At 62.0% G+C, this 21,484-nt stretch carries 20 protein-coding genes and 1 tRNA gene; 11 read left to right on the top strand and 10 right to left on the bottom strand.

Features of this window, described 5'->3' with window-relative positions:
• Nucleotides 1-82 precede the first annotated feature (82 nt).
• Complete coding sequence (locus HMPREF2635_RS00230) at nt 83-1,534, top strand: hypothetical protein (protein ID WP_070821054.1); 1,452 nt, start codon at nt 83-85, stop codon at nt 1,532-1,534.
• A 264-nt stretch (nt 1,535-1,798) separates the two neighbouring features.
• Nucleotides 1,799-3,304: a hypothetical protein gene (locus tag HMPREF2635_RS00225; protein WP_070821053.1), complete on the top strand. Its 1,506-nt coding sequence runs from the start codon at nt 1,799-1,801 to the stop codon at nt 3,302-3,304.
• Between the two features lie 66 nt (nt 3,305-3,370).
• On the opposite strand, the gene HMPREF2635_RS00220 is transcribed toward HMPREF2635_RS00225, so the two are convergent.
• Both HMPREF2635_RS00220 and HMPREF2635_RS00215 read right to left on the bottom strand, forming a co-directional pair.
• Nucleotides 3,371-3,447, bottom strand: a tRNA-Pro gene (locus HMPREF2635_RS00220).
• 81 nt (nt 3,448-3,528) lie between these two features.
• Nucleotides 3,529-4,434, bottom strand: a complete 906-nt coding sequence (locus tag HMPREF2635_RS00215; protein WP_070821065.1) for a metallophosphoesterase — start codon at nt 4,432-4,434, stop codon at nt 3,529-3,531.
• A 41-nt stretch (nt 4,435-4,475) separates the two neighbouring features.
• Between HMPREF2635_RS00215 and HMPREF2635_RS00210 the strand changes: the two genes are divergently transcribed.
• A complete protein-coding gene (locus tag HMPREF2635_RS00210; protein WP_049157842.1) occupies nt 4,476-4,940 on the top strand; it encodes a GatB/YqeY domain-containing protein in 465 nt (154 codons plus the stop codon).
• A gap of 116 nt (nt 4,941-5,056) precedes the next feature.
• Here the strand turns inward: HMPREF2635_RS00210 and HMPREF2635_RS00205 are convergent, their stop codons facing one another.
• Complete coding sequence (locus HMPREF2635_RS00205) at nt 5,057-7,492, bottom strand: transglycosylase domain-containing protein (protein WP_070821052.1); 2,436 nt, start codon at nt 7,490-7,492, stop codon at nt 5,057-5,059.
• A 177-nt stretch (nt 7,493-7,669) separates the two neighbouring features.
• On the opposite strand from HMPREF2635_RS00205, the gene HMPREF2635_RS00200 reads away from it, so the two are divergent.
• Genes HMPREF2635_RS00200 through HMPREF2635_RS00190 form a run of 4 tightly spaced genes read left to right on the top strand, consistent with a single transcriptional unit; the run spans nt 7,670 to nt 9,469 of the window.
• The gene (locus HMPREF2635_RS00200) at nt 7,670-8,005 is read left to right on the top strand and encodes a WhiB family transcriptional regulator (RefSeq protein ID WP_175974779.1); all 336 of its coding nucleotides are present in this window, start codon (nt 7,670-7,672) and stop codon (nt 8,003-8,005) included.
• Nucleotides 8,006-8,018: 13 nt separating this feature from the next.
• Complete coding sequence (locus HMPREF2635_RS13180) at nt 8,019-8,180, top strand: Sp36 family protein (protein WP_010189965.1); 162 nt, start codon at nt 8,019-8,021, stop codon at nt 8,178-8,180.
• The gene (locus HMPREF2635_RS00195) at nt 8,180-8,638 is read left to right on the top strand and encodes a RidA family protein (protein WP_070701246.1); all 459 of its coding nucleotides are present in this window, start codon (nt 8,180-8,182) and stop codon (nt 8,636-8,638) included. The genes HMPREF2635_RS13180 and HMPREF2635_RS00195 overlap by 1 nt, the downstream gene beginning before the upstream one ends.
• 18 nt (nt 8,639-8,656) lie before the next feature.
• Nucleotides 8,657-9,469: an MBL fold metallo-hydrolase gene (locus HMPREF2635_RS00190; protein WP_070509573.1), complete on the top strand. Its 813-nt coding sequence runs from the start codon at nt 8,657-8,659 to the stop codon at nt 9,467-9,469.
• A 97-nt stretch (nt 9,470-9,566) separates the two neighbouring features.
• Here HMPREF2635_RS00190 and glxR read toward each other — a convergent pair whose 3' ends face one another.
• On the bottom strand, nt 9,567-10,250 hold the full coding sequence (glxR, locus tag HMPREF2635_RS00185; RefSeq protein WP_046647888.1) for a CRP-like cAMP-activated global transcriptional regulator GlxR: 684 nt from the start codon (nt 10,248-10,250) through the stop codon (nt 9,567-9,569).
• A gap of 300 nt (nt 10,251-10,550) precedes the next feature.
• On the opposite strand from glxR, the gene nth reads away from it, so the two are divergent.
• From nth to HMPREF2635_RS00165, 4 genes are read left to right on the top strand one after another with little or no spacing between them, the layout of a single operon-like run.
• Complete coding sequence (gene nth / locus HMPREF2635_RS00180; protein WP_049157849.1) at nt 10,551-11,210, top strand: endonuclease III; 660 nt, start codon at nt 10,551-10,553, stop codon at nt 11,208-11,210.
• Nucleotides 11,211-11,219: 9 nt separating this feature from the next.
• Nucleotides 11,220-11,789 carry a TlpA family protein disulfide reductase gene (locus HMPREF2635_RS00175; RefSeq protein ID WP_046647886.1) on the top strand — a complete coding sequence of 190 codons (570 nt, stop codon included), beginning with the start codon at nt 11,220-11,222 and terminating at the stop codon, nt 11,787-11,789.
• Nucleotides 11,786-12,463, top strand: coding sequence for an NUDIX hydrolase (locus HMPREF2635_RS00170; protein ID WP_070516344.1), 678 nt, complete (start codon nt 11,786-11,788; stop codon nt 12,461-12,463). The genes HMPREF2635_RS00175 and HMPREF2635_RS00170 overlap by 4 nt, the downstream gene beginning before the upstream one ends.
• A gap of 38 nt (nt 12,464-12,501) precedes the next feature.
• On the top strand, nt 12,502-13,689 hold the full coding sequence (locus HMPREF2635_RS00165; protein ID WP_070509578.1) for a MarP family serine protease: 1,188 nt from the start codon (nt 12,502-12,504) through the stop codon (nt 13,687-13,689).
• Between the two features lie 669 nt (nt 13,690-14,358).
• On the opposite strand, the gene HMPREF2635_RS00160 is transcribed toward HMPREF2635_RS00165, so the two are convergent.
• The 6 genes from HMPREF2635_RS00160 to HMPREF2635_RS00135 all read right to left on the bottom strand — a co-directional run bounded on the left by HMPREF2635_RS00160 (nt 14,359) and on the right by HMPREF2635_RS00135 (nt 21,465).
• Nucleotides 14,359-16,083 carry a dipeptide ABC transporter ATP-binding protein gene (locus tag HMPREF2635_RS00160; RefSeq protein ID WP_070821051.1) on the bottom strand — a complete coding sequence of 575 codons (1,725 nt, stop codon included), beginning with the start codon at nt 16,081-16,083 and terminating at the stop codon, nt 14,359-14,361.
• Nucleotides 16,083-17,042 carry an ABC transporter permease gene (locus HMPREF2635_RS00155; protein WP_070711066.1) on the bottom strand — a complete coding sequence of 320 codons (960 nt, stop codon included), beginning with the start codon at nt 17,040-17,042 and terminating at the stop codon, nt 16,083-16,085. The genes HMPREF2635_RS00160 and HMPREF2635_RS00155 overlap by 1 nt, the downstream gene beginning before the upstream one ends.
• Entirely contained in the window at nt 17,035-17,961 is a 927-nt protein-coding gene (locus HMPREF2635_RS00150) for an ABC transporter permease (RefSeq protein WP_010189948.1), read from the bottom strand. The genes HMPREF2635_RS00155 and HMPREF2635_RS00150 overlap by 8 nt, the downstream gene beginning before the upstream one ends.
• Nucleotides 17,962-18,160: 199 nt before the next feature.
• Entirely contained in the window at nt 18,161-19,756 is a 1,596-nt protein-coding gene (locus tag HMPREF2635_RS00145) for a peptide ABC transporter substrate-binding protein (protein WP_070711067.1), read from the bottom strand.
• A gap of 222 nt (nt 19,757-19,978) precedes the next feature.
• Complete coding sequence (locus HMPREF2635_RS00140; protein ID WP_070711068.1) at nt 19,979-20,881, bottom strand: alpha/beta fold hydrolase; 903 nt, start codon at nt 20,879-20,881, stop codon at nt 19,979-19,981.
• Between the two features lie 89 nt (nt 20,882-20,970).
• Nucleotides 20,971-21,465 (bottom strand): phage holin family protein, encoded by a 495-nt coding sequence (locus HMPREF2635_RS00135; protein WP_070444132.1) that lies wholly within the window; start codon nt 21,463-21,465, stop codon nt 20,971-20,973.
• Between the last annotated feature and the right edge of the window lie 19 nt (nt 21,466-21,484).

Here is a 21,484-nt window from a genome sequence, read left to right as displayed (position 1 = left end):
AAGCCCCGCCGGGTTCATTCCGGACGGGGCTTTTCCGCGCGCCTGACCGCTTTTGCCCAGCGTGGGCGATAGTTTCTTTTACATGACCTCACGCCTAGCTACTCCTGCTGACGCTAACCGGAAGGTTGGCACCCGCGCACTCCTTCTCGCCCTCGTGCTCATCGTGCCGCTCGTTATCGGCGCGGTCGTTGCCACCGTGTCCGAGTGGCAGCCAGCCGAAGCCTGGTCCCAGGAGCAGGCGGGTGCGCCCAGCGATGGCACCATCGATCCCGCTGAGCTTTACGACGTCGCCCGCGCCCTCAGCGAAGCCAATGCCCAGGCGGGATTCCTGGCGAACGGCGCGCAGCAGCTTGCCGACGGCACCGGTGAACTGAAGGATGGCGCTGGTGAACTGGGCGGCGGAGTGGACAAACTGGCCGGCGGCTCGCAGGAGCTATACGACGGCCTCATCCAGCTGCAATCCGGCACCGCCCAGCTGGGCAACGGTGCTACCGAGCTGGCCGACGGCGTCGGCGGCGCCGTCGACCAAGTCATCGGCCTAGGCGTGGTCCGCGGACAGATCCTGCAGGCCATCGACGGCACCCTCAAGGACTTGGAAGGAAACAACTCGGCGGAGGCGAAGAACATCCGCTCGCAGCTCGGTGATCTGCGCAGCCAAGTGGAGAACTTCCAATTTGACCAGTCCGTTCAGGATCAACTGACGCAGCTGAAGGATGGCTCGCGCGAGCTCTCCAACCAGCTGGCCGTGAGCGGCTACGCCTACCACGATGGCGTCTACCAAGCCACGGAGGGCGCAAAGCAGCTCAATGCCGGTATTGGCGAGCTCAACTCCAAGGTCGATGAGGCCCTGCAAGGTGTGGACAAGCTCGTTGCCGGCGCAGAGAAGGTCGACGGCATGGCGCAGCAGAACCGGTCCAAGGTGCAGGGCGCGCAGCGTGCGCTGCCCACCGTAGCCGGACCCGCTGAGGACGATAGCGCGCCTGCCCAGCTGCTCAGCCCCATCGTGGCCATGCTCCTCGCGGCTATCGCCGTCTTGGGCGGCGGGGTTATCGGAGCGCTGCTGACGCGCGTGGAGCGTCGTATCCTCGCGCTGCTGGGCGGCGCGGTGCTGATCGGAGTTGTGGTGGGCCTGCTCGTGGCACTTCTTGCTACCGGTGGAACCGCCGCGGCCGTGGCGTGGGCGGGGCTCGCGGCGGCGGGGGCCGGGGTGGCGTCGGCAAGCATTTTGTACGCACTCGTGCGCGGACTGGGGCTCGCTGGTTGGGGCCTGGGCAGCGTGCTCGGCGTAGCCCAGGTGGGCGTCGTGGGATGGGCGTGGAAAGCGGCCTCGACGGGAACCGATCTCAACGCCGCGATGAGTGCGCTCGTGCACCTCTTTCCCATGCAGTGGGCAACCTCCGCCATCACCGTGGCAGGCAATGGGGGGCAGTCCCCACAGCTGTGGACCGCGCTGGCTATTTTGGGGGTAATTTCGATCGCGGCTTTCGTTCTCGTGGGGGCACCCGCTAGGCACGAAGAAAATGGAAAAGCCTAGCTCAAAGGCCTGCGTGTGAAGCATCGACTGAGCCGGTAGAAGCGTTACAGAGTTTTTGAAGATTTATCTACCGTTGCGAGGGGAAATAGTGCTAGAGTGAGAATCGCTCACAAAGCCTACTTAGGGGGTAGGCAAACGGTTTCTCCAATCCGTTGTGAGTGATAGGGAATAGGGGCGACGCGGCTGCTGTAGGGGCACCGCGTCGTTTCCAATTTTCGGGGGTAAAATTGGCGGCACTGAACGCTGAAGAATTGGAGAATCACCGTGACCGACTCTCGCGATATCAAACCTTTTGCCGCCAGCCGTGGTCCCAAAATAACGTCGGTCGGCGCCATCGTCGGTGCAGCAGTGGCGGGAGGTCTGCTGCTCGGAGGTATTGGTGCGGGCGCGAGCTTGGCGGTCTTCGATGCGCCGGAGCGTGCCGATTTTCTCATGCAGCCAGCGCAGCGCGAGGTCCAGGCCGACATCATGGACCCCGACGATGTGCTCACTCCGGAGGAGGAAGAGCGCATGCTTGGCGACGTCTCCCGGATCGCCGCCCCCGACGTGGTCCAAGGGCTGCACTACATGGTCTTTGCCAAGAACAAAGAAAACGTCAACGACTCCGTGGAGGAGTATTTGCGTGACAATCACCCGGAGCTTATCGGCAAGGATAAGTTTGCCGATGGCCAAGTCTTCGTCGGCGTCGGCCTCGATCCGCGCCAGGCCTTCGTCTTCGCGGGTGAGGACGTGGCCGAACAGATGAAGCTGCGCAAGAAAGATAGCCATCTCGAGCAGTCCATCGAAGCCATTAAGCCGGGCGTGCGGGATGACAACATTCCTGCTGGTCTCTTTGCGGGTGCGGCGGCAGCGATCGACGTGGACCGTGCTGCGGATACCCAGTTTGAGAGTGCTCAAAATAACCGCGTTGGGGCGGCCATTGGTCTGGGGGTAGCGGGCCTGAGCGTTGGTGGCGCGGGCGCAGGCATCGTTGGCGGTACTCGCCGCAGCCGTCAGAAGAACGCGCAGCAGGCGCGCGAGGATTGGGATTATGTGTCGCAGACCTATACCGATGTGGCGCAGCGCCTGCGGGAGATCGATATCCGGGCGCACTCGCTGCAATCGGGTCTAGTGGATGAGCGCCTGCGCGAGGACTGGGAGGGCCTGCGCGATGACTTCCTGGCCATCGATGACAAGGTGGGTTCCCTCATGTCGATTCCGGCCGACGCACCGGACGAGCAGTTCCGCTCACGCTCCGTGCTCATTGCTCGTGCACGTTTGCTCTGCGAACGTGTAGAGACCGCCGAGTCCAACATCGAAAAGCTACACCGCATCGAGAACGCTGATACCGACACGCGCCGCTATGAGCTCTACGAGCTGGGCAAGGACCTCGCCCAGGCGGGTTACCTGGCTGCGGACATCGACTCGGCGCTTGAGCGCCACGCCAAGGAGCTGGAAGACGCCGCCGTGGCCCTGTCCAAGGAGCCGAACCACCCGCAGTTCATGGAGCGCTACTTGGAGCTCTTGGACCGGACTGCGCTGCTCTCGGAGCACCTGCAAGCACAGCTGCAGAAGGAGAACGAGGCCGAGGAACGCCCCGTACGCACGCATATCTATGACTCCCACTTCTTCGCCGGCTCTGGCTACCACGGTTACGTGCCCTTCTATGTTGTGAGCACCTGGGACAGCGACGCGACGGCCGCCCGCGATAGCTCTTCCGGTAGCAGCGGCGGCGTCAACAGCGGGTTTAGCTCGGGCTTTTCCGGTTCGGGTGGCTCCTCCAGCTTCTAGGAGGACGGGCGCCCTTTCCGCCGCCCGGTGAAAACGAAAAGAACCCGCAGTTTCCTGCGGGTTTAATGGTCGGGATAACAGGATTTGAACCTGCGACCTCTTCGTCCCGAACGAAGCGCGCTACCAAGCTGCGCCATATCCCGGTGTCTCGCTCTAAGCGGTACCGGAATACTGTAACGCACCCCAGCCTGAAAGGACAAAACGGCAGCGTGGAGGGGGTATTCCTAGGCGGCCTTCTCTGTGATACGCAGCAGCGTGGCGGACGGGCGGCAGAAGAGGCGGAAAGGAACGAACTTGGAGGTGCCCAGCCCGTTGGAGACATGCATGTACATTTCTCCGAATCGGTGCAGGCCCTCCGCGCGAACGCGGTCGATGCCGCAATTGGTCACGATGGAGCGCGAGCCCGCCACCTTGAAAGGCAGGCAGAGCTGGCCGCCGTGCGTATGTCCGGACAGGGACAGCTGGTAGCCGTCGGCGGCGAACTTCTCCAGGACGCGAGGTTCCGGGGAATGCAGTAGTGCTAAGGAGAGGTCGGCGTCCTCGTTGGGGGCGCCGGCGATTTCGGAGTAGTCATCCAAATCGTGGTGTGGGTCGTCCACGCCGGCGGCAGCGAGGCGGACATCGCCTACCTTGAACTCCACGCGGGCCTGGTTGGCGTCGTGCCAGCCGTGTTCCAGGAAGGCCGCGCGCATGCCCTTCCAGGGCAGGTTCACGTAGGAAGGTTCGTTCTTCTTCCCAATCAGGTAGTTGAAGGGGTTCGGGATGCGCGGCGCCCAGTAGTCGTTGGTGCCGAAGCAGAACATCCCCGGGCGGCTCAGCAGCGGGCCAAGGGCGCGGAGGACCTCGGGTACGGCGCGCTCGTCGGAGAGGTTGTCACCGGTATTGATCACCAAGTGCGGGTCAAGGACATCGAGGCCTGAGACCCACTCGATTTTGGCGCGCTGGCCCGGGATCATGTGGAGGTCGGACACGTGCAGGATACGGAACTCGGACTCCTCGCGCAGCGTACCGGGCTCCAGCAGCGGCAGGGTGTACTCCTTGAGCTCAAACTTGGTGAGTTCTGAGTGCGCCCACGCGGCAACGCCTAGGCCGGCGGCGGCGAGTCCGCCAAGAACAGGGAAAATCTTCACCTTCACCACACTACCTGGCCGGCAGGCGTAGATTGAAGGGCATGAGTGAGTTGAAAGAAACTATCCGTGCTGACCTCAAGACCTCGATGAAGGCCAAGGACAAGGCCCGTACGAGCGCCATCCGTTCTCTGCTGTCTGCCATCCAGGCGGAGGAAACTTCTGGTTCCCGCCACGAGATCACCGATGAGGACATCCTCAAGGTCATCGCCCGTGAGATTAAAAAGCGCCGCGAGTCCGCAGAGGTCTACGCGGAAAACGGCCGCCCGGAGTTGGCGGAGGCAGAGCTTGTCGACGTCCCCTTCTTCGAGGCCTACCAGCCGGAGCAGCTTGACGACGACGCCCTGAACTCCCTCGTCGCTGAATCCATCGCCGAGGTTGAGAAGGACTCCGGCGAGCCGGTGACCATCAAGCAGATGGGCAACGTGATGAAGGTGGCCACCGCCAAGGCTGCTGGGCGCGCCGACGGCAAGCGCCTGTCCACCGCGGTCAAGGCCGCCCTCAACTAGCGTGTTAGCGCAGGAGCGCTAGCACCCACGCTGTAGCCCGTTTTACGCTCTAGCTCCTTGTCACGCTCTAGCTCCTTGTCACGCTGTAGCCCGTTTTTACGCTTTAGCGCTCTGCGCTAAAGCCCGAAGAAATCCCGCACGTCGTTCGTCAGGCGGTCGACATCCTCTTGGGAGAACAGCGGGTCGGACTGAGTAGCCGGCTGGCCATTGTCCGTGCCACCGCCGTTGCCGCTCGGCGCCGACGGGGTGTAGTAGCTGGAGTTGGAGGTGCCGGAGCTTGCGGAGTCGCCAGCGGAGCCGTCGGAAAGCTGCAGCGTTACCTCCGCACCCTTCTTAGTGCCGGATGCACCGGTGATGACACGAACCACCTTGCCGTAGCCCACGCCGGGCGCGGGCACCTCGGTGGTTTTGACCACGTAGCCAGCCTTCTCTAGAGCGGAGCGGGCTTGGCTTTCGGACTTGCCCTTCAACCCGTCGATAAGCGGCGATACCGTGCCCGAATCATAAGCGCGGTCGTAGTCCGGCACCGTTCCCTTCAGCGCATCGGGAACGCGCGCGGCCATGGTGTAGAACGTTGATGCGGGCTCCTTGCCACCGAAGAGGTTGCCGTTGGCGCACTGGCGCACGGGCCCGGTGCACAGCGGGCTCGTGGTGGTGCCGTCATTGTAGATATACGGCGCGGCAGCAACCTCAGAGTTGAAGCCGAGGAATGCCGAGGACTGGTTGGACTCCGTGGTACCAGTCTTGGCGGCGGCCTTGCCGCTGAAGCCCGCAGCACGCGCAGAATCGGCCGCCGTGCCCTTTTCAGTATCGGCGGTCATGTTGTTTTCCAGCGCCTTGGCCACCTCTTTGCCCACCGCGCGTTCGCACGGGGTGTGCTTGAGGTACACCTCGTTACCGTGGGAGTCCGTGACCTCCTCGATGGGGTTCGGCTCGCACCACATGCCTTCCGACGCCACCGTCGCCCCCACGTTGGAAAGCTCGAGCGCGTTCACCGCCGTCGGGCCGAGCGTGAAGGAGCCCAGGTTGGCGTCCTTGATGTGGTCGGCGATGGAGGATTCGCCGTCGTAGCTGCCGGGCTCCTCGTAGGAGCGCAGGCCGAGCTTCACGGCGATGTCGACGATGCGCTCGACGCCAAGCTGCTCAGTGAGCTGGATGAAGGGGGTGTTGGGGGAGTAGGCGAGAGTGTCCTGCATAGTCATCGTGGAGGCGTAGCTGCCGGCGTTCTCCACGCAGTACTTGTTGGGTGGGCAGTTCTCAGCGCCGCCGAAGCCTAGCCCTTCCGCCTCGTAGCGCTTGGGCACTGCCAGTTTGTCTTTGATGCCATAGCCCGATTCCAAGGCGGCCGCGGCGGTAAAGAGTTTGAACACGGAGCCGGCGCCATTGCCCACCAGCGAATTGGGCTGGGGCAGGAGGGTTTCGTTGTTGGCCAGGTCGAGCCCGTAGGTGCGCGAGGACACCATGGCGAGGACCTTGCGGGAATCAGTGCCCGGCTTGATCACGTTCATGACTTCCGCCACGCCCTCGGTATCCGGGGCGGTGTGGCTGCGTACTGCGTTGAGAGCTTGGTCCTGGACGTCGGGGTCAAGGGTGGTTTTCACGGTCAGGCCACCGCGCGCTAGATGCTCGCGGTCTATGCCCTTATCGGCGAGGTAGTCCATCACGTAGTCGCAGAAGAAACCGCGATCTCCCGCGCCGATGCAGCCATTGGGCAGCGTGGCGGGGCTATCCAACACGCCGAGGGGTTCTTGGGCATAGGCATCGGCGTCCTCCTGGGACAGGGAGCCGGTGTCGACCATAGCTTGGAGCACCACATTGCGGCGTTCGAGCACGCCTTCCTCGTTGGTGTAGGGATTGAGATACTCCGAGGATTGCACCATGCCGGCGAGCATCGCTGCCTGCGGCACGGTGAGGTGCGCGGCATCGGAGCCGAAATAGGTGCGGGCGGCGGCCTCGATACCGTAGGAGTGGTTGCCAAAGGGCACGAGGTTGAGATAGTTGGTGAGGATCTCATCCTTGGAAAGCTTGGCGTCGATATCCGTCGCCATGCGCATCTCACGCAGCTTGCGGGCTATGGATTGCTCGGTTGCGGCTTGCCGTTCTTCATCCGTGGTGGCATTGACGAGGAGGAGGTAGTTCTTCACGTACTGCTGATCCAGCGTGGACGCGCCCTGGGAGACGCCGCCCGCTGCCAGGTTGGTCCACAAAGCGCGGACGTTGCCCTGCAGATCGACACCTTCGTGCTCATAGAAGCGGCGGTCCTCGATGGCCACAACTGCCTGCTTCATAGCGTCGGAGATCTCATCCGGCTGTACGGGATGGCGACGCTGTTCGTAGATGTAGGCAAGGGGGTTGCCCTTGGCATCCAAGATGGTGCTCACGCCGGGGGTATCCCCGCTGGTGAGATCCTGGATGTCCGATTGCATCGTTTCGTTCGTCCTAGCAACGGCAACGCCACTGACGCCGGCGACGGGGGCGATGGCTAGCGCGATGAGGATGCCGACCAGTGCTGTGGACAGGACGAGCTTTCCCAGGGATTTGATGACAGTCACCCTCCACACACTAGTGCTTTAGGGCGACAACCGGGAGACCCCCCTAAAGTGTGACCTGTTAGACAGGTATACCGGTCTGTGAATAGACTTACCAATGGTACATAATATTCCGTCGGGTTGAGGGTTATTCACGATCTTCCACTACGACGGGGGGAACTTGGAAGGAGTTACCTAGCCATGGCAGTCAGTGTCAAAGGTGCAGGACGGTCCGCAATGGTAAAGAATGCCTCGTTAACCTCCGAGCGTGGTGAGTGGGTTACCCAAGCCAAGTGCCGCAACGGTGACCCCGATGCGCTTTTCGTGCGAGGGGCAGAGCAGCGTAAGGCCGCGGTGATTTGCCGCCACTGCCCGGTGCTGAACGAGTGTCGCGCGGATGCCCTTGATAACCGCGTGGAGTTTGGTGTGTGGGGCGGCCTCACGGAGCGCCAGCGCCGCGCCCTTCTGCGTAAAAATCCGCACATCACCAGCTGGGCGCATTACCTTGCTGAGGGTGGCGAACTCATCGGTATTTAGTAGCATTGGGCCCATGACTAAATGGGAATATGCAACCGCGCCGGTTCTTACACACGCGACGAAACAAATCCTCGATTCCTGGGGTGAGGACGGCTGGGAGCTCGTCACTATCACCCCGGGCATGAACCCGGAGAATGTCGTCGCCTATTTCAAGCGCCCTCTGGAGGAGTCCTAATGGGCGCCCTCGCACGCCTGGAAGAACTCGGCGTGGAGCTTCCTTCTGTCGCGGCCCCTCTCGCGTCCTATATCCCGGCCATCCAGGTAGGAAACCAGGTATGGACCTCCGGTCAGCTGCCCGTCGTGGGCGGCGAATTGCCTGCTACCGGCAAGGTTGGCGCAGAAGTGGACCTCGAGAAGGCGCAGGAGCTGGCGCGCACGGCCGCGCTAAACGCGTTGGCTGCCATCGATGGCCTCGTGGGCCTCGACCGTGTCACCCGCGTGGTGAAGGTGGTCGGCTTCGTCGCCTCGGCTCCATCCTTTACGGATCAGGCCGCGGTTATCAACGGTGCCTCGAACTTCCTCGGGGAGGTCTTTGGTGATGCCGGTGTTCACGCGCGTTCTGCAGTGGGGGTAGCGGTCCTTCCGAAGGATTCCCCCGTTGAGATCGAAGTTATCGTAGAAATCGCTGAGTAATCGGATAGGGTTAGAACCATGGAGCATCCTGCATATAGCCAATTGCGTCCCGTGAGCCAGTCCGTCGGTGTCGTGCTGTGCGATAATCCCAGCTACACCGCCTTGGAGGGTACCAATACGTGGATTATCCGCGCCGGAGAAGATTCTCGCGCCATTGTGGTCGATCCAGGCCCAGAGGATGAGGGGCATCTCAACGTTGTGACCGCGAAGGCGGGCGAGGTAGCACTGATCCTTCTCACTCACCGCCACGATGATCACGCCTCGGGCGCTCAGCGTCTGCGCCAGCTCACCGGCGCTCCGATTCGCGCGTTCGATCCGAACTACTGCAACGGCGCGGAGGCGCTTGTCGACGGCGAAGTGATCACCGTCGACGGCATCACCCCGCAGCTTGAGGTGGTTCATACCCCGGGCCACACTGCGGATTCCACCTGCTTCTTCGTATGGTCCGAAGAGGCTAAGAACTCCACCCTGGAGGGAATTCTGACCGGTGATACCATCGCTGGCCGTCACACCGTGCTCCTGTCTGAGACCGATGGTGACTTGGGCGCCTACCTGAAGACGCTGGACCTTCTCGAAGAGCGCGGCAAGGATGTAGCACTCTTCCCGGGGCACGGCCCGGACTTGGAGGACACCTCCGCGGTTGCCCGCAAGTACATTGACCGCCGCCACCACCGCTTGGATCAGATTAAAGAGGTCCGCGGGCGCCTTGGTGAGGATGTTGACGTTAAGACCCTCGTCGATGAGATGTACGACGACGTCGACCCGGTCCTTCGCCACGCCGCCGAGCAGTCCACGCGCACTGCGCTGAAGTACCTCGCGGCTCAGAACTGAATCACCGCATAGGAAAATCCCCCGAGAAATTCTCGGGGGATTTTGCATTGGGCCACAGCCGCCCGGAGGCGGCATATGCAGGCTCGGCCTTTAAGACTTAGCGCGCGCGGCGAGCCAAGTGCTCGGTATCGACGATGAGCACCGACTTGCCTTCCAAGCGAATCCATCCGCGGTGGGCGAAGGTGGCCAGCGCCTTGTTGACGGTCTCGCGGGACGCGCCGACGAGCTGGGCGATCTCTTCCTGAGTGAGGTCGTGGTTCACGCGCAGTGCACCGCCCTCTTGCGAGCCGAAGCGGTTAGCCAGCTGCAGCAGGGTCTTGGCCACGCGGCCCGGAACATCGGTAAAGATGAGGTCCGCCAGGTTGGCGTTGGTGCGACGCAGACGGCGGGCCAGCACGCGCAGCAGCTGCTGCGCAATCGCCGGATGATCGGCCACCCACTGCTTGAGCATTTCGGAGTTCATCGTGGCGGCGGTGACCTCGGTGACGCACACAGCAGACGAGGTGCGCGGGCCCGGATCGAAGATAGAAAGCTCACCGAACATATCGGACGGGCCCATCACGGTCAGCAGGTTCTCACGGCCATCCGGGGCGTGGCGAGCAAGCTTAATCTTTCCCGAGGTGATGATGTAGAGGCGGTCGCCCGGCTCTCCTTCCTCGAAAATGGTGGTGCCGCGCGGGAAACGGACGGTTTCCATTTGCTCGATGAGGTTTTGTACTGCTACCGGATCGACGCCCTGGAAAATGCCAGCGCGGGAGAGGATGTCCTGTACGCCTTCCACTGTTACTCCTTAAAGCCTGCGCAGCGAGGAAAACACTTGGACGCAAGCTGGTTTGGTCTATTTTGACGCACCTAGTCTCCAGTGCGCCACGAGGCACTGCACAACATCATACAGTGCAATTAGTCACTATTTCCACCAACGGGAAAAATAGTCACATGCCTTTACTAATCTGTTTAATTCTCGAAGGCCGTTGCCTCTAGCTTTTCCATGAGAATGGCAAACAGGGCGAGGCACAGCGGGACGAGGACAACGAGCGAAATCATGCTTTCCATTCTAACTTCCGTCACTAGAGTTACTTCTATGTCCCCTGACCTTTTTGCACAGCATGACGATGATACCGAGGAAGCGCGTGTTGCCCATATTCGTACCGCCCTCGCGGACGAATATCCCGATGCCGACTGTGAACTAGACTTCACCAACCCCCTTGAGCTACTCGTAGCGACAGTGCTTTCAGCACAGTGCACGGATGCCCGCGTCAACCAGGTCACCCCGGAGCTGTTCGCAGCCTACCCCTCCGCGCCGGATTATGCCGCCGCGGACCGCGCCGACCTTGAGCGCATTCTCCGCCCACTCGGCTTTCAGCGCATGAAGGCCGGCCACCTGTTGGGCATCGGTGAAAAGCTCGTCGCGGACTTCGACGGGCAGGTACCACGCGGCATCGACGAGCTCACCTCGCTGCCCGGCGTCGGCCGCAAGACCGCGTTGGTGGTGCGGGGAAATGCCTTTGGGCTGCCGGGAATCACCGTGGATACCCACGTCACGCGACTGAGTCAGCGGCTCGGTCTGACCGAGGCGAAGACGCCGCGGGCGATTGAGAGGGACGTCGCCAAGCGCGTGCCCGAAGAGGAACAAACCGTATTCTCTCACCGCCTCATCCTCCATGGGCGGCGCGTGTGCACCGCCCGGAAGCCGAAGTGCACGGCCTGCGTCCTCGCCCCATGGTGCCCGTCGCGGGGTTAAGGTGGAGCAATGAGCCAATATTCTCGGTGGCCCGGATACGTGAAGGTGAGCATCGCAGCCATTGTTGCGCTGGCGGCACTCGCGTTCGTCGGCGTGGTGAATCTCCTTGAGGATGATGAGCCGGAGGTCCCCGTCCCCGAGGCGCAGGAGCAAGAAGTAGCCAAGCGTCCCAAGTGCCCCGAGGGGCCCATTGCTGGGGTGGACCTTCCCTGCTTAGGAGCGGCCGGTACCGCGGCGGCCAAGAACGTTCAGATCGTCACGTTGTGGGCATGGTGGTGCGAGCCGTGCCGCACGGAGCTGCCCTTCTTCGAAGACCTTGCACGCTCGCACTCGACGTGGAATGTCGTCGGCGTGCATGCGGATGCGAACGCCGCCAACGGTGCTGCGCTTTTGAGTGACCTGCAGGTCGACATCCCCAGCTACCAGGACGAGGATGGGACCTTCGCTGGCGAGCTCGGGCTGCCGGGCGTCATCCCCATCACCCTCGTGGTGCGCGATGGCAAGGTGGAAGAGAAGTTCATCAAACCGTTTAGCTCCGCCGAAGAATTGGAGGCGGCCGTCGAGGAGGTTCTTCAGTGAGCCGCCTGTTTCCTGCTCACGCCCCGGAGTGGCTGCGCCCGGCGCTCGGGGTTGATACAGACAAGGTCCAAGAACGCCTCATTCGGCATGTCCCGGCCGCCAAGCGCCGGCGTGAATCGGCAGTGTTGGTGCTCTTGAAGGGCGAAAGCTTCGCAGACGGTGAGGTGTTGCTTACGCACCGCTCGCCCTCGATGCGCTCGCACTCCGGGCAGATTGCTTTCCCCGGTGGGCGCAAGGACGAGGAGGACGCCTCGCTTGTCGACGCTGCCCTGCGCGAAGCCGAAGAAGAAACCGGCCTCGACCGCTCCGCCGTCACACCCCTTGAACAGTGGGGCAAGCTGGATATCCCAGCTACCGGCAATACCGTGAGCCCGGTCCTGGCGTATTGGCATAAACCGGGTGACGTGTGGCCGGCGAGCCCCGCGGAAACCGATGATGTCTTCACCGTCCCTTTGCGGGAGCTGGCGGAACCCACGAATCGCATGATGGTGGGATTTGGCCGCTGGAAGGGGCCGGCGTTTCGGACGCGGGGCTACCTGGTGTGGGGCTTTACCGCGGGAGTGCTGTCTGGGCTGATGGATCATGCGGGCTGGAGCGTGGAATGGGATAAGAAAATGGTTCACGATCTGCGTGAATCACTCAACCGCTCCTTGAATAATGAGAAGATAGGTTAGTTTCTGCCCCTTTTAGCCCTTAAGAAAGCATTCCCTCTGTGTCTCTTGCTGTTGACATCCTGATCGTGGTTGCCGTGCTCCTCGCTGTTCGCGTGGGTTGGCGGCAGGGCGCCTTGGCAGCGGTCCTCGCCGCCGTGGGAATCATTGCGGGGCTGGTGCTGGGAACTGTGGTTGCCCCGCTGGCGATGGGCTTGGCGGACCAGGCCGCCGTGCGCTTCTTGTTGGCTGTCGGCGTGCTCATTCTGCTGGTGGGCTTAGGGCAGCTGGTGGGGACGTCGCTTGGCATGGCGTTGCGGGACCGCATGCGCACCCGCTCGGGGCAGCGCGTGGACTCCTCAATTGGTGCGGTATTCCAGGCGGTGGCGGCCATCGTGGTGATTTGGTTGGTTTCCCTGCCTTTGGCATCCAACCTGGGTGGCCGGCCGGGGCAAGCGCTGCGTGAGTCGCACGTGCTCAGCGCGCTCAATGCAGCGGCACCCTCGCGCCTAGCGGCGCTGCCGAACGGTATCGCAGCACTACTCAACGAGTCTGGGCTGCCGCCGCTGGTGTCTCCGTGGGAGCGCTCCGGTGCCGATGTGGAGGTGGATGCTCCCGCAGTGAACATCGAAGACCCTGAGCTGGCGGAACGCGTGCGACCTTCCGTAATCCACGTGCTGGGGGATGCGGAGGCGTGCTCGCGCCGGCTGATGGGCTCGGGCTTTGTTACGGAACCGGACTACGTCATCACGAACGCCCATGTTGTGGCCGGCACGGATAAGGTTCACCTCGATACTGTGCTCGGGCTCAAGGAGGCGCACGTGGTGTACTACAACTCGGATGTGGACATTGCGGTGCTGCATAGCCCCGGGTTGGGCTTGGAGCCTTTGCCGTGGGCGGAGCAAGCGGCTGTGACGGGGGATGATGCCATCGTCTTGGGCTTCCCGCAGTCGGGTCCGTTCACGGCGGAGCCGGCGCGCGTGCGCGACCGGCTGACCATTGCGGGGCCGGATATCTACTCCACGGGCCGCGTGGAGCGCGATGCCTACACGGTGCGCGGCAGCATCCGCCAGGGCAATTCGGGTGGCCCGATGATCAACCCGGAGGGCCAGGTGCTCGGCGTTGTGTTTGGTGCTTCCGTGGAGGATTCCGATACGGGCTATGCACTCACCGCGGACGAGGTGCGCGGCCACGTGGGTGACGTTACGCAGCTTGTCGACGCCACCCCAACCGGCTCCTGCGTCTCATAGGTTTCTGGAATAGGTCTTCGGCGAGGGCGGGCGAGTGAATTAAAAGCCCATTTGCCCTCTGCTGACGTCTCGTTGAAAGTCCACAGCAGCCTGACGAACTTCGGGATCATGGCTATGTGTTCGTTTGTTAATGCGGTGGTGCATCATTCCTGCGGGGAGGGAGATGAGTAGGACAGCCAAAAGAATTATCACGATGGAAGTGGACATTATGCGTTCCTATCCCCGACTCCCGTGCCCACTCCAAGCAAGGCAGGCGCGAAGCTGGTAATCAGTAACGCCTGGCTTATTGAAGATGTCTCGGCATGTGTCCGGATTTGGATACCATCCGGTGCATTGTGATCCATTCTCGTATTCGCAGATTTTGAACGGTTGCACGTTGGTGGCGGCAGCAGAAGGTCCCGCGCCAGATGTGGTGAGCGCCAAACTGAAAGCTAAAAGGGTGATTTTCTTCATCAGAATTCCTTGTGTTAGAGATCCTTTAGAGTCCATAGAAGTGATATGGCTCACCGTACACTTTATGGAATTGCTGGTTGTTTTTCAACAGTCTTGGGTCCAGTAATTGCATATAAAGACCATCGTCTTTCGCGGCCCGCTATCGCTGGTATAAAGGCCCGTCAATGCCGAACCCGCCAACCACAGCAAGGTTGACGGGTAGTCGGCGCGCTTGAGCTAGATATCCGTGCCGATATCGAGGTGCATACCCGGAACCGAGTTGATGAGGTTGCGGGTGTACTCCTGCTGGGCGTTGTCGAAGATATCGTCGGCGGTGCCCTGCTCGACGGCCTGGCCCTTCTTCATCACAACTACGTCGTCGGCAGTCTGGCGGACCACTGCGAGGTCGTGGGTAATGAAGAGATAGGACAGGCTGAGCTCAGACTGCAGCTCCGCGAGGAGCTGGATGATCTGGTTCTGCACCAGCACGTCCAGGGCGGAAACGGCCTCATCGAGGACGATGACCTCTGGGCGCAGCGCGAGCGCGCGGGCGATGGCGATGCGCTGGCGCTGGCCGCCGGAGAGCTCGTTGGGGTAGCGGCGCATGGCGGAGCGAGGCATGGAGACCATGTCGAGAAGCTCGGCCACGCGGGCCTCGCGTTCCTTGCGCGAGCCCACCTTGTGCAGCGCCATGGGTTCCTCGATGCACTTGTAAATGGAGTACATCGGATCCAGTGAGCCATAAGGGTTCTGGAAGACCACCTGCATTTTGCGGCGGAGCTTGAAGAGTTCCTGCTTCGATAGCTTCGAGGTATCACGGCCTTCGAATTCGATGGTGCCGGAGGTCGGCTCCAAAAGGCCCAACACCATGTTTGCCACCGTAGACTTGCCGGAGCCGGACTCGCCCACCAGCGCCAGGGTGGTGCCGCGGCGGATGTCGAAGGAGACATCGTCGACAGCCTTGAGGAGCTTCTTGCCGCCACGCTGTCCGCGGATGTCGAATTCCTTGGTGAGGTTGCGAACCGAGATGACCGGGGCCTGAGCCGCGGAAGATGAACCTTCAGCGGAATCTGCAGCGGTGGAGCCAGGTTCGACGGCGGTGCCGATAGCCTCGCCCGACTTGAGTTCCTTGGCCTCCACGCCAGCTTCCTTGGCCGCGCGGATGCGGGAGGAGGCGAGGGAAGGGGCGGCCTTGACAAGGCGGCGGGTGTAAGGGTGCTGCGGGGAACGCAGGATCTCGCGCGACGGGCCCGACTCCACGATGCGGCCGCGGTGCATCACGATGAGGTGTTCGGCGCGCTCGGCCGCCAGACCAAGGTCGTGGGTAATGAAGAGAACGGCGTTACCCAGCTCCTCGGTGAGGTGCTCCAGGTGGTCCAGGATGGTCTTCTGAACAGTTACATCCAGCGCGGAGGTGGGCTCGTCGGCGATGAGTAGCTTCGGGCGGGCGGCCAGGCCGATCGCGATGAGCGCGCGCTGGCGCATACCACCAGAGAACTCGTGGGGGTACTGCTTGGCGCGGCGTTCGGCGTCGGGAAGCCCGGCTTCCTCCAGAAGCTCCACAACGCGTTCGTGGCGCTTGGAACCCTCCACCACGTGGTTGGCCTTGAGAGACTCTTCAACCTGCGTGCCGATGCGCCATACCGGGTTCAGGTTGGACATGGGATCCTGCGGGACCAAGCCGATCTTGTCGCCGCGCAGCGATTCGAATTGCTTGTTGTTGTAGTGAGTGATGTCCTCGCCCTCGAAGAGGATCTGGCCGCCGGTGACCTTGCCGGTGCCCGGCAGCAGGCCCAGGATGGACATCGCCGTGGTGGACTTACCGGAACCGGACTCGCCCACGATGGCCACGGACTGGCCCGGGTAGATGGACATGTTGACGCCACGCACTGCCTCAACCACGCCGGTCGACGTGGTGAAGGAGATGCGAACGTCCTTCATTTCAAGAAGTGGGTTAGTCATTAACGCTTCCTCGCCTTCGGATCGAGTGCATCGCGGACGACGTCACCCATCATGATGAAGCTCAACACGGTTAGGCCCAAAGCGCCCGCCGGGTAGAACAGGACTGCCGGAGCGACGCGCAGGGAAGCCTGCGCGTCGGAAATGTCTCCGCCCCAGGACACGAACGTCGGCGGCAGGCCGATGCCCAGGAAGGACAAGGTGGCCTCCGCGACGATGTAGGTGCCCAGCGCCACGGTGGCGTAGGAGATGATGGGCGCGGCCGCATTCGGCAGGATGTGGCTGAACAAGATGCGCCAGCTCGACGCACCGATGGAGCGCGCGGATTGCACGAATTCCTCGTTCTTGATGGAGACCACCGCGCCGCGCGTGATGCGGGCAATGGAGACCCAGCCGAAGAGGCCGAGCACCAAGACCACCGTGACGATGGTGCGGTGCTCCTTGAACATCTGCATGACCACGATGGCGGCGAGCACCAGCGGGATGGCGAAGAAGATGTCGGTGATGCGGGAGAGAACAGAGTCGATCCAGCCGCCGAAGAAGCCGGCGATAGCGCCGATCATTGAACCAAGCACTACGACGAGCAGCGTGGTGAGGACGCCGACGGCTACCGACGCGCGCGCACCGTAAATCACGCGGGCGTAGATATCGCAGCCTTGGCGGTTGAAGCCGAAGGGGTGGCCTGGCTCGGCGGGGGCGAGGGACTTGGACAGCTCGCATAGGCGCGGGTCGGTGCTAGTGAAAAGACCCGGTGCGATGGCTAGGAGGATGGCCACGAGAATCATCACGGCCGCAATCCAGAACAGTGGGCGACGGCGCAGGTAGCGCCATGCCTCCCCCCACTGGGAGGAAGGCGCGGACTCGTCCTTGACGGCATCGACCGCGCCGAGACCCGTTTCATCGGTTTCCGAGACGAAGTGCTCTTGGCCCGGGTGGGGAGTGGTTTTCTCGAAATTAGGCATAGCGGATCCTCGGATCAAGTACGGCGTACAGGAGGTCAACGAGCAGGTTGGCGATGATGTAGATGATCACCAGCACGGTGGTGAAGGAGACGATTGTGGTCGGCTCACCACGCAGAATGGCCTGGTACATGGTGCCGCCGACGCCGTTGATACCGAAGATGCCCTCGGTCACGATGGCGCCGGTCATGAGCGCACCGATGTCGGCGCCGATGAAGGTGGCCACGGGAATCAGCGAATTGCGCAGCACGTGGCGGCGGGTCACCGCGCCGTTGGACAGCCCCTTGGCGCGGGCGGTGCGCACGTAATCGGCGCGCAGGTTCTCCGCCACGGACTGGCGGGTCAGGCGGATGACGTACGCCAAGGAGAGCGCGCCGAGCACCATGGCCGGCATGAGGAGAGACTTCACTGTGGCGTTAGCGCCGACGGTAACCGGCAAGACGCCCCACTTAATGCCCACGAGGTACTGGAAGACAAAGCCGATGACGAAGGAAGGCACCGCGATGACGAGCAGGGAGATGACCAGCACGGTGGAATCGAAGAAGCCGCCGCGGCGCATACCGGCGAAGACACCGAAGAGGATGCCGAAGACGGACTCAAAGATAATGGCCATGACGGTCAGCTTTACAGTAACCGGGAAGGCGTTAGCCATCACCTGGGTCACGGGCACGCCGGAGAAGGTCGTACCGAAGTCCAGCATGAAGATGCCCTTGATATAGAGCAGATACTGAATGATGAACGGCTTGTCGAGGTTGTATTCGGCCTCGATGCGGGCACGGGCAGCCTCGGTAAGGCCGCGGTCACCGCCAAGGGCTTCGACAGGATCGCCGGGCATCAAGAAGACGAGCGCATAGATGAGCAAGGTAGCTCCGAAGAACACCGGAATCATCTGGAGCACTCGGCGCCCGATATAGCGCAGCATAGTGTGGTCCTTTACTCGTTGTGGGGCAGGTGCTTGCCAGCGTCGGGACGCGGGGCATAGCTTACGAGAATTCTAATGTGTGATCCCACGCTTCGAGAAATCTATAGCGCGTTTCTAATCACACTTTGGGGGTGAAAACGCGGGGCGACCCCCGCTCCATGGAGGTTGCGGGGGTCGTGCGAAGTGGCCAGGGGTGGCGTTACTTCTTGGTGATGTTGTAGTACACCGGCTGGGACTTCCAGGAGAAGACGACGTTGTCGACGTTCTCGGAGTAGCCACCGGTGGCGTTGGAGTACCACAGCGGGATAGCCGGCAGGTCCTTGAACAGGACTTCCTGGGCCTCGGTGTACTTCTTGATGGCGTCTTCCTCAGAGGTGGAGGTCAGGGCTTCGTCGAGAAGCTTGTCAAACTCCGGGTTGGTGTAGTCACCGTCGTTGGAGGAACCGTTCGTCTTGTACAGCGGGGCCAGGAAGTTGGCCTGGCTCGGGTAGTCCGCCTGCCAGCCGGTGCGGAAGGCGGTCTTGATGGTGCGGTTGGTCACCTCATCGCGCAGGGACTTGAAGTCCGGGTACGGTGCGCCAACAGCCTCGATGCCGAGGGTGTTCTTGATGGAGTTGGTGGTTGCATCCACCCAGCTCTTGTGGCCGCCGTCGGAGTTGTAGGCAATCTCCAGGGTCGGGTTATCCCACTTGTTGAGCTTGTCGGCCTCAGCCCACAGTTCCTTGGCCTTCTCCGGATCGTACTCAAGGACTTCGTTGCCCTTGATGTCCTCGGAGTAGCCCGGCATAACCGGGGAGGTGAAGTCCTTGGCCGGGGTGCGGGTGCCCTTGAAGATGGTGTCCGTGATCTCCTCGCGGTTGATGGCATAGGAGATGGCTTGGCGGCGCAGCACGCCTTCTTCGCCGGAGTAGTGCTCGAGGTTCTCGCCCAAGGTGAAGGACTGGAAGATAGCAGTCGGCTGGTTCACTGCACGGTCGCCGAGGTCGGCCTCGTAGACGTCGAAAGCGGAGTCCGGAACGGCGTCGAGAACGTCGAGGTTGCCGGAGAGCAGATCGGCGTAAGCGGCGTCCTGGGAGGCGTAGAAGACGAACTTGATGCCGTCGTTCTGCGGGGTCTGGCCACCCTTGTACTCCTCATTCGGAACGACGGTGGCGTCCTGGTTGTGGTTCCACTCGGACAGCTTGTACGGGCCGTTGCCAATCGGGTTCTGGCCGAAGGCATCCATGTCTTCCAGGGCAGACTCGTGCAGCGGGTAGAACGCGGAGTAGCCCAACTGTGCCGGGAAGTCCTGCTCCGGGCTGTTCAGGGCGATGGTGAAGGTGTGGTCGTCGACGACCTTGAGGCCCTCCATCTTTTCGACGCCTTCCTCGAAGCCCTTGATGTTGGCAAAGAAGGAAGCGTTGAGCTGGTCGTTGGCCACGGCGTAGTTCCAGGCGTCCACGAAGTTCTTCGCGGTGACCGGGGAGCCGTCGGAGAACTTCGACTCCTTGAGCTTGACGGTGAACTCGGTGTTGTCGTCATTCGGCTCGATGGATTCAGCCAGCTCGTTCTGAGCTTCGCCGTCACCGTCGTAGTAGACCAGGCCGGCGTAGATGGAATCGACGATACGTCCGCCGCCGGTCTCATTGGTGTTGGCCGGGATGAGCGGGTTCTGCGGCTCGGAGCCGTTGACGGTGACGATTCCATCACCGGAGCCGGAAGCAGAGTCTGAACCGGAGTTGTCGCCACCACAGGCCGCGAGGGTGAGCGGCAGGGTAGCGACAGAGAGAGCAGCGAGTGTCTTCTTGAGCGTCATGTAGGGCTTAGACCTCCGTGGTGCGAAAGATGTAGAAAACCTGTGATGTTGGTTTTATATGAAGCTACCGCGTGGCTCGTCTCATATACAAGGAATTGAAAAATATGTCCTGTGATAAAAGCTATAGGGCGGTAGGTATTCTTTCTTAACCTGCGGTTTTGTCAACGAATTAAAAAAGTCCCCATCCCCCTGAGAGGGGTGGGGCACGGAGGGCGGTGAATGTTACCTATCTCGCAACCATTGGATAATGGTCTGAGTAAAACCATGCGGGTTCTCAAGATAGGGCAGGTTCTTGGACCCGGGGATAGTGGTGGCGGTGAAACCCCCACGGCAGCGCCGCGCCGCCCGCCGCGCAACTGGCCGCCACAGCATCTGATCGGCATGAATGAACAGCGTCGGGCACTGCACGGTGAGCTCGAGCCAACTCAGCGGAACCACAGCGGTACGCAGTCGGTGGTTCCAGATGATTCCCCGGCGGACGTTTCCTATGCGTGACGACGTCACGCGCAGGCGCAGGGCCTCCTCGCGCTCGGCGCCGTTGAAGGATCCGAGGGCGTCGAGATCCATCTCCCGAAGGTAGGTGGACTCCCGCAGTAGGAGTCTCGGGGCGCCAATTTTTCCCATGCGGCACAACGCTGCGCGCAGGAGGACCCACCCGAAGTCCCAGGGGCGTGCGGCGACGGCGCGGCGTAAATCTGCCGGGTGCGCTGCCGATACGGAGACCAGCCCGCGTACCCGTTCGGGCCGCTCGGTGGCCAGCGCCCATGCCACCGCACCGCCGGTATCCGCGCCGACTAGGTAGGCATCGTCGTGACCCAGTGCGCGGATGGCACCGCTGACATCACCAACCGCCACGCGGATATCCTGGCCGGGTTCGAGCGGTGGTTTATCGGACATGCCAAAACCACGCATATCGAGGGCGGCGACGTGGAAGCCTGCGGCGGCAAGCGGGGCAATGACATTCCGGAAGTCGAACCACCCACCAAAGGAACTATGGAGCAGCAGCACCAGCGGGTTATCCGGGTCGCCAGCGGTAGCGGCGTGCAGGCGGATGCCGCGCGTGTGCAGGAACTCGTGCTCAAAGGGGCCGTCAAGCTCCACTACGGAGGGCGGTAGGGGATTCATGGGCGGGCCTTTCGTGGGAAGGGTGCACAGAAGAAATCCGCCCTGAACGCATGTGCTCGGGGCGGGAGATTGAAAAGGACCTTAAAGGTTTAGGTGTAGAGGCCACGCTCGATGGACTTCTCAGCCTTACCCGGTACCAGCTTCTTGAGTTCCTTCGTGGACTCGATGGTCTTCTCCGGGGCCTTGACCTGCTTGACCTGCTTGAAGCCGATGAAGGCCACGACGGCGGCCAGGACGACCATGATGAGGAAGACGATCAGGAAGGCAGCCCAGCGGTCGAGCCACACGGCGAGCAGCTCCGCCAGGAAGAAGAAAAAGAAGAAGGAGCTATACAGAGCCACGGTGCCGGCCACACCGAACATGCCCGCGCCGATGCCGCCCTTCTTGGCAGAAGCAGCGAGCTCGGTCTTGGCTAGCTCAACCTCAGAGCGAACCAGCTGGGACATCTGCTCGGTGGCGTTGGACACGAGCTGGCCGATGGATGCTTCGCCACGGCGGGAGGTATCCGCATCGCTCAAGGGAATGCTGTCTACCTTCGGGGCGAACTTGTTGGACCCGTCAGTGAATAGTCCGTCGTTGCTCACGGTTAAAAACTCCTACTGT

This window comes from Corynebacterium sp. HMSC035E02 (genome assembly GCF_001836065.1).
Classification (GTDB): domain Bacteria; phylum Actinomycetota; class Actinomycetes; order Mycobacteriales; family Mycobacteriaceae; genus Corynebacterium; species Corynebacterium hiratae.
This window is presented reverse-complemented; position numbering and strand designations above follow the sequence as displayed.

Excerpts from the sequence above, each read along its gene's own strand:
- HMPREF2635_RS00230 (WP_070821054.1), top strand. The coding sequence starts at position 83 with ATGACCTCACGCCTAGCTACTCCTGCTGACGCTAACCGGAAGGTTGGC.
- HMPREF2635_RS00210 (WP_049157842.1), top strand. The coding sequence starts at position 4,476 with ATGAGTGAGTTGAAAGAAACTATCCGTGCTGACCTCAAGACCTCGATG.
- HMPREF2635_RS00200 (WP_175974779.1), top strand. The coding sequence starts at position 7,670 with ATGGCAGTCAGTGTCAAAGGTGCAGGACGGTCCGCAATGGTAAAGAAT.
- HMPREF2635_RS13180 (WP_010189965.1), top strand. The coding sequence starts at position 8,019 with ATGACTAAATGGGAATATGCAACCGCGCCGGTTCTTACACACGCGACG.
- HMPREF2635_RS00195 (WP_070701246.1), top strand. The coding sequence starts at position 8,180 with ATGGGCGCCCTCGCACGCCTGGAAGAACTCGGCGTGGAGCTTCCTTCT.
- HMPREF2635_RS00190 (WP_070509573.1), top strand. The coding sequence starts at position 8,657 with ATGGAGCATCCTGCATATAGCCAATTGCGTCCCGTGAGCCAGTCCGTC.
- nth (WP_049157849.1), top strand. The coding sequence starts at position 10,551 with ATGTCCCCTGACCTTTTTGCACAGCATGACGATGATACCGAGGAAGCG.
- HMPREF2635_RS00175 (WP_046647886.1), top strand. The coding sequence starts at position 11,220 with ATGAGCCAATATTCTCGGTGGCCCGGATACGTGAAGGTGAGCATCGCA.
- HMPREF2635_RS00160 (WP_070821051.1), bottom strand. The coding sequence starts at position 16,083 with ATGACTAACCCACTTCTTGAAATGAAGGACGTTCGCATCTCCTTCACC.
- HMPREF2635_RS00155 (WP_070711066.1), bottom strand. The coding sequence starts at position 17,042 with ATGCCTAATTTCGAGAAAACCACTCCCCACCCGGGCCAAGAGCACTTC.
- HMPREF2635_RS00150 (WP_010189948.1), bottom strand. The coding sequence starts at position 17,961 with ATGCTGCGCTATATCGGGCGCCGAGTGCTCCAGATGATTCCGGTGTTC.
- HMPREF2635_RS00145 (WP_070711067.1), bottom strand. The coding sequence starts at position 19,756 with ATGACGCTCAAGAAGACACTCGCTGCTCTCTCTGTCGCTACCCTGCCG.
- HMPREF2635_RS00140 (WP_070711068.1), bottom strand. The coding sequence starts at position 20,881 with ATGAATCCCCTACCGCCCTCCGTAGTGGAGCTTGACGGCCCCTTTGAG.